At 35.7% G+C, this 5,098-nt stretch carries 7 protein-coding genes and 2 pseudogenes; all 9 read left to right on the top strand.

Annotated elements, in window-relative coordinates; all coding sequences use genetic code 11:
- Positions 1–87: 87 nt before the first annotated feature.
- Positions 88–561, top strand: a pseudogene (locus ORL93_RS30560) (C40 family peptidase); the annotation flags it as partial.
- Positions 562–595: 34 nt separating this feature from the next.
- Positions 596–898, top strand: a complete 303-nt coding sequence (locus ORL93_RS30555) for a hypothetical protein (RefSeq protein WP_098149369.1) — start codon at positions 596–598, stop codon at positions 896–898.
- An 11-nt stretch (positions 899–909) separates the two neighbouring features.
- Positions 910–1,509 carry a MerR family transcriptional regulator gene (locus ORL93_RS30550; RefSeq protein ID WP_265960317.1) on the top strand — a complete coding sequence of 200 codons (600 nt, stop codon included), beginning with the start codon at positions 910–912 and terminating at the stop codon, positions 1,507–1,509.
- A 20-nt stretch (positions 1,510–1,529) separates the two neighbouring features.
- Positions 1,530–2,402: a hypothetical protein gene (locus tag ORL93_RS30545; RefSeq protein WP_265960316.1), complete on the top strand. Its 873-nt coding sequence runs from the start codon at positions 1,530–1,532 to the stop codon at positions 2,400–2,402.
- Positions 2,403–2,649: 247 nt separating this feature from the next.
- The gene (locus ORL93_RS30540) at positions 2,650–2,907 is read left to right on the top strand and encodes a hypothetical protein (RefSeq protein ID WP_097814867.1); all 258 of its coding nucleotides are present in this window, start codon (positions 2,650–2,652) and stop codon (positions 2,905–2,907) included.
- Positions 2,904–4,112 (top strand): MobP2 family relaxase, encoded by a 1,209-nt coding sequence (gene mobP2 / locus ORL93_RS30535; RefSeq protein WP_265960315.1) that lies wholly within the window; start codon positions 2,904–2,906, stop codon positions 4,110–4,112. Before ORL93_RS30540 ends, mobP2 begins: the two co-directional genes overlap by 4 nt.
- A complete protein-coding gene (locus ORL93_RS30530) occupies positions 4,109–4,570 on the top strand; it encodes a hypothetical protein (protein ID WP_265960313.1) in 462 nt (153 codons plus the stop codon). The genes mobP2 and ORL93_RS30530 overlap by 4 nt, the downstream gene beginning before the upstream one ends.
- 94 nt (positions 4,571–4,664) lie before the next feature.
- Positions 4,665–4,946 carry a hypothetical protein gene (locus ORL93_RS30525; protein WP_265960312.1) on the top strand — a complete coding sequence of 94 codons (282 nt, stop codon included), beginning with the start codon at positions 4,665–4,667 and terminating at the stop codon, positions 4,944–4,946.
- Positions 4,939–5,098: pseudogene (locus ORL93_RS30520) on the top strand (ArdC family protein); the annotation flags it as partial. The gene ORL93_RS30525 and the pseudogene ORL93_RS30520, both read left to right, overlap by 8 nt.

The raw sequence follows: 5,098 nt of genomic DNA, 5'->3' as shown, positions 1-5,098 counted from the left end.
TACATTGAGAGATGTAAGTCCGGTTCGGGGAGGAGCACTTGAAAACCTACTACAGTAATGTAGCAAGGCGTTGGGTGCTTACTCTACTTATATGTTGATGCGGTTTTGAAATATTTTATACCTGGCGTACCAGTAAATGGCGGTGGAGGAAGCGCAGGAGGCGGTTCTTCTGGCTCACAAGTTGCCGATGTAGGGCGTCAATGGATTGGACGTTCTACGTATGTATTTGGTGGTGGACGCAACACAAATGACATTGCAAGAGGGATTTTTGATTGTAGTAGTTTTGTACGTTGGGCATTTGAACAAGTAGGAATGAATGTAAGTCCAATGGGAGCTGTAAGTACAGAAACTTTGAATAAAATTGGTACACAAATTTCACCAATGGAAATGAAAGCTGGTGATGTTATTTTCTTTGATACGTATAAACATGACGGTCATGTTGGCATTGTCATTGATCAAAATACTTTCATTGGTTGTCAAACGAATAAAGGTGTTTCAATCGAAAATTTATCCACTCCATACTGGACTAAAGTATTTAAAGGACATGTGAGACGTTACTGAAAATATTAAGAAATTAATAAGGGGAGAGATTTTTATGACAAATAAAATAGAGTTATGTGACGAAGCATTATTTCAAAAAGTGATAACACCACCAATAGAAGAATTTCAAAATTATAAAATTAAACCAGCAAATTATATGATTCAAGACGTTGGTGAGAACTTTCTTTTGCATAGAGAGTTGAGTGAAGATGAGTCTTCACAATCAAAAGAAATACTGTCTCGTTATGAAGGGAGGAGGTACGTATTTTTGTATAATTATCCTTCGGAAGAAGAAGCTTTGCAGGCGATTTATTCTTTTTGGGGTGCAATAAAACAGCTCAACTCATTTGAAGAATAGGAGGGAGAAAGATGACAGGAGGAAAAAATAAAGATAACAGAAAAAGCTGGTTTGTAACGCTTGCAATTGTTATTGTAGGCGTTACTTTTTTGAACATCTTTTTGTATTCTCGTAACGATGAAACGGGTGATGTAAAGCAATTAAAAGTTCGTAACCAGGTGTTACAAACTGAAAATGAAGAACTGAAAAAGAAAGTGAAAGAAACACTTCCTTCGGAACAAGAACAAGAGCGACAATTGTATCTTTCGGCAGTCGAGAAGTTTATTCAGTTATCCTTTCATCGAGAAAAACAAGGATATGAGGAACGAAGAGAACAAGCAAAAAAATTAATGAAAGATGAAGTGTTTCAGCTCTTTTATCCAACGGATACATTCGAAATGGGGGACACATACGTATCTAAGCCATCTGATATGAAGTTATATTTACAAGACTATAAAATTGGTGCTTCTCAGGTAGAAGTGATCGCAGAATTTAAAAATACCGTGACCATTGGAGCGAATGGAACAACAGATAAAACGAAAAATGTGATGAAAGTAACGGTGCAAAAAAATCAAGAGAGTTGGCAAGTAACCAATGTAGAAGAACTAGCGGTTCAGATCATTGCATCTTAAAAAAGTGAGGTGTTGAGTAAATGGAAGTTGTAAATAATGGTGTGAATTTAAGACGTAAAAAATCATGGATATATGGATTGATTGTAGGATTTATGTTTTTTGGTTTTTTCGGTTTTTTCACTTCGAAATTATATTTACCCTATGAAGAACCGGTCTATCATACAGAGCTGAAAAAGCCGGTTACGTTATTTGGAAATCGAACGATGACAATAGAGAAAAGAGCGTATGATCCAGCTTCTCATACAGTAGAGATGTATCTTCATGTAGAGGGAGGAGATGGAGAAAAATATCAGTTCCAGGCACAGGAAAAAGCAAATCCAAATCTTCAATTACCGGTAAAAGTAGTGTACCAAGATGATGAAAATATGGTTGTACAAGTGAAGGAACTATCTCCAAAATGGCAGGCAGTTGCGCTCGATGTATTTGAAAAAAATAGTGGAGATGTGACAGTAGAAACAAAGCAACAGAATAAAGAAGCAAACGAAACTTCAAAACAAGATGAAAAGCAAACGTTCTTAAAATCATTCTTCTCCGATCAAAAGAAAACGGAAATAGAAGAGGATATTTCACAAAAAAGTAAAGGTGATTATGCGAAAGTGTTTATCGGTATGGAACAAAAAATCTTAAAAGAAAAAGTAAAACAGTACGATGAAGTCATGAAACAAGAAACATCTAAACAAACTGAGTGGCAAAAGCAAATCACAGAATGGAAAAACGACTCTAAGTACCAAACTGAAACAGAAAAAATGGAAACCGACGCAAAAATTAACTCAAAAGAAACGAATATTAGCCAGTCAAAAGAGAAGATTGAACTATATAAATGGGAGCAAGGGCAAATCAAAGAAAAGATAAAAAAATTAGATGAGAAGTCGAAAGATGCAGAGCGGTTATGAAAAAAGTAGGGTCAACCGCATCTCAACATCAAGGTTTTTTGGGTCAACAGTAACTCAACATTTTGGTCTACAGGACATCAACATCAGGCGTTTTTGAGTCAACTGCACCTCAACACTTGAGTTACTTTCTTGTTCCCACGGTTTCGCTAGGCTTTGCCTAGCTTCACACCTTAGGTGGGAACAAAAACCCCTTATGCTCTTCTCACTATTTTGAGTGGAGATCCCGAATTTGGAGGAGGAAATGAAAATGGAGATAAGAGTTCGAAATATGAACCCAATTGCGGTGAAACGAATTGATGAAATAGCAAAGGCAAAAGGGCTTTCAAGAGATAAATTCTTACAGGGGCAACTTGAAACATTAGCATTCTATCGTGAACAACAAAATCGTGAATTGTATCTTCAACAGTTGCTAGAAAAAAATATCTATGCGATGGAAAGTTGTTTCGAAGCTGTAAAAGAAATGAATGCTTTTTTACAAATGATGACGCAGGATGATGAGGCATGAGCCAATCAACAAGTCCTTCACAAGCAACGGTGACGCCTGGTGTTGTGACCGTGTCTCGTTTTGTTACGGCGGATGGAAAAACATTTCAGGATTATGTGGAGTACGTTGACCGAGAAGATGCAAAAAGAGAAGGGGAGGCACATGAGAAAATGTTTTCTCTGTATCAGGATTATATGGGAGATTCAGAGAAGACATCTTCCCTCTTCACAGAGCATAGTAACGGCTTAAAGGAAAATGAAAAGAAAGACTTAAAAAAGATGTTTCAGCTTGCTCAAAAGAATAAGAGTATTATGTGGCAAGATGTCATCACTTTTGATAATCACTGGCTCGCAGAACATGGCATATATGATCCCCAAACACGAACTGTAGATGAAACAAAATTAATGGATGTCACCCGATTAGCAATGAAAGAAATGTTAAAAAGAGAAAAGTTAGAACATACAGCTATTTGGTCAGGAGCGATTCACTATAATACAGATAACCTTCATATTCATGTGGCAACTGTTGAACCATTTCCAACAAGAGATCGCGGGAAGCGAAAACAAAAAACATTAGATGCGATGAAGGGAAAAGTTGTTCAAAATATTATGGATCGTGGCCAAGAACAAAAACATATTAACGATTTGATTCGAAAGAATATGGTTGCAAAAAAGAAGGAAGATTCCACATTCACATGGCGCAATCGAGAGTTAAAACCATTATTCCAGTTTATTTATAAACGTTTACCAGAAGATAAAAGGCAATGGCAATACAGTTACAATACATTGAGCCCACTCCGTCCTCATCTTGATGTATTAACGCAAAAATATATTGAGAAGCATCATAAGGAAGATTATAAACAATTTCTTCAAAAGTTAGATCAAGAAGTAGATGCATTAAAGAGAGCGTATGGAGAAGGTTCTGGTGATAAGAAACGATATGAAAATTATAAGGAAAATAAAATAGAAGAGCTTCACAAGCGAATGGGAAATGCATTTTTACAAGAGATGAAAGCGTACGATAAAGAACGACAGCGTATTGATAAAATGTTAGATCGAAAGCCTAGGGAGCGAAAAAACTTTCAGCAAAATGTTTCGATGCAGTATGCACTTAGAAAAATGGAAGGTGCATTTAAAAGTGAGTATGAAAGTTGGAAAAATCAACGTTATTATGAACGTCTTCAAAGAGAAATCCAACAACAAAATGAGAGGGGATATGAACGATGAGTAAAGTAAGGCGTGTACTTAAGCTAGAAAAAGAAACTGATGATTATCTTATGGCGTTTAAAGAAGAACATAAAATTAGATATAACGGAGTTGCTTTGGCGCAAATCTTTAAAGAACATAAAGAGGCGAAACAACAAGAATGGTCACTTCGATATATTACGGAAGTTGTGACAAAACATCTTCATGAAGTATTAAAAGAAGAGCTAACAAAAATTCGACTTGGTACAAATAATGCAGATAAAAATACACAAATGCTCATTGAGTTTATGAATGGTATTTACGAACATGAAAAGTATCAAGGTGTTTGTACAACTGACATTGAGGAAACAGAAGCAACCCAGCATATAAGAGCAGTAGTAGAGGAAAGAATTGCACATAAAAGACAAAAGAAGATGGATTATCAAGCTTCGAAAGGGCAAACAAAAGAAGTGTATGTTCCAGTGGAGGAGGTGAATTGATCTAGAAGGGGGGCATAAGGTAACAAAATGGTTTATGAGAAAGAATACAATCGTGGATTGAAAATAAATGATTAACAAAAGAGGAGAAGATAAGATGCTATTGTTTCATGAAGATATTGAACTTGGAATTATAAAATCAATTGGCGAAAGAGAAGTTACTTTTCATGTCGCAAATCAAGAAGTTACAATTCCATTAACAGAAGAGGAAGAACAAGAATTATTTGATTATATTGAGCTTCCAGAAAATGATTTACTTATTCCTATCAACATGAAAACTCATAAAATATGTGTTCCAACAGATTTAGAAACCTGGAATGAAGAAACGATGGATGAATTGATTGAAGCTTCTTCAAAGGGAGCGGAAATGAATGAGTAAAAAGCGTTCCCCTGTTTCATTTGAAGAGAAAAAACAAAAGGTAGTGGCACTAACAAAAAAGATGGAAAAGAGCATAGAAGGTTATTTTCGGTCACCAGAAGATTTAAAAGAACATTTATTATTTATGGCAAAGTTTTATCGCTATTCACCAT

Origin of the sequence: Bacillus sp. DHT2 (genome assembly GCF_026241455.1) — a bacterium.
Classification (GTDB): domain Bacteria; phylum Bacillota; class Bacilli; order Bacillales; family Bacillaceae_G; genus Bacillus_A; species Bacillus_A pseudomycoides.
This window is presented reverse-complemented; position numbering and strand designations above follow the sequence as displayed.

What these genes read in the sequence shown, in the direction of transcription:
- ORL93_RS30555 (WP_098149369.1), top strand. Translation starts at nt 596, where the DNA reads ATGACAAATAAAATAGAGTTATGTGACGAAGCATTATTTCAAAAAGTG.
- ORL93_RS30550 (WP_265960317.1), top strand. Translation starts at nt 910, where the DNA reads ATGACAGGAGGAAAAAATAAAGATAACAGAAAAAGCTGGTTTGTAACG.
- ORL93_RS30545 (WP_265960316.1), top strand. Translation starts at nt 1,530, where the DNA reads ATGGAAGTTGTAAATAATGGTGTGAATTTAAGACGTAAAAAATCATGG.
- ORL93_RS30540 (WP_097814867.1), top strand. Translation starts at nt 2,650, where the DNA reads ATGGAGATAAGAGTTCGAAATATGAACCCAATTGCGGTGAAACGAATT.
- mobP2 (WP_265960315.1), top strand. Translation starts at nt 2,904, where the DNA reads ATGAGCCAATCAACAAGTCCTTCACAAGCAACGGTGACGCCTGGTGTT.
- ORL93_RS30530 (WP_265960313.1), top strand. Translation starts at nt 4,109, where the DNA reads ATGAGTAAAGTAAGGCGTGTACTTAAGCTAGAAAAAGAAACTGATGAT.
- ORL93_RS30525 (WP_265960312.1), top strand. Translation starts at nt 4,665, where the DNA reads ATGCTATTGTTTCATGAAGATATTGAACTTGGAATTATAAAATCAATT.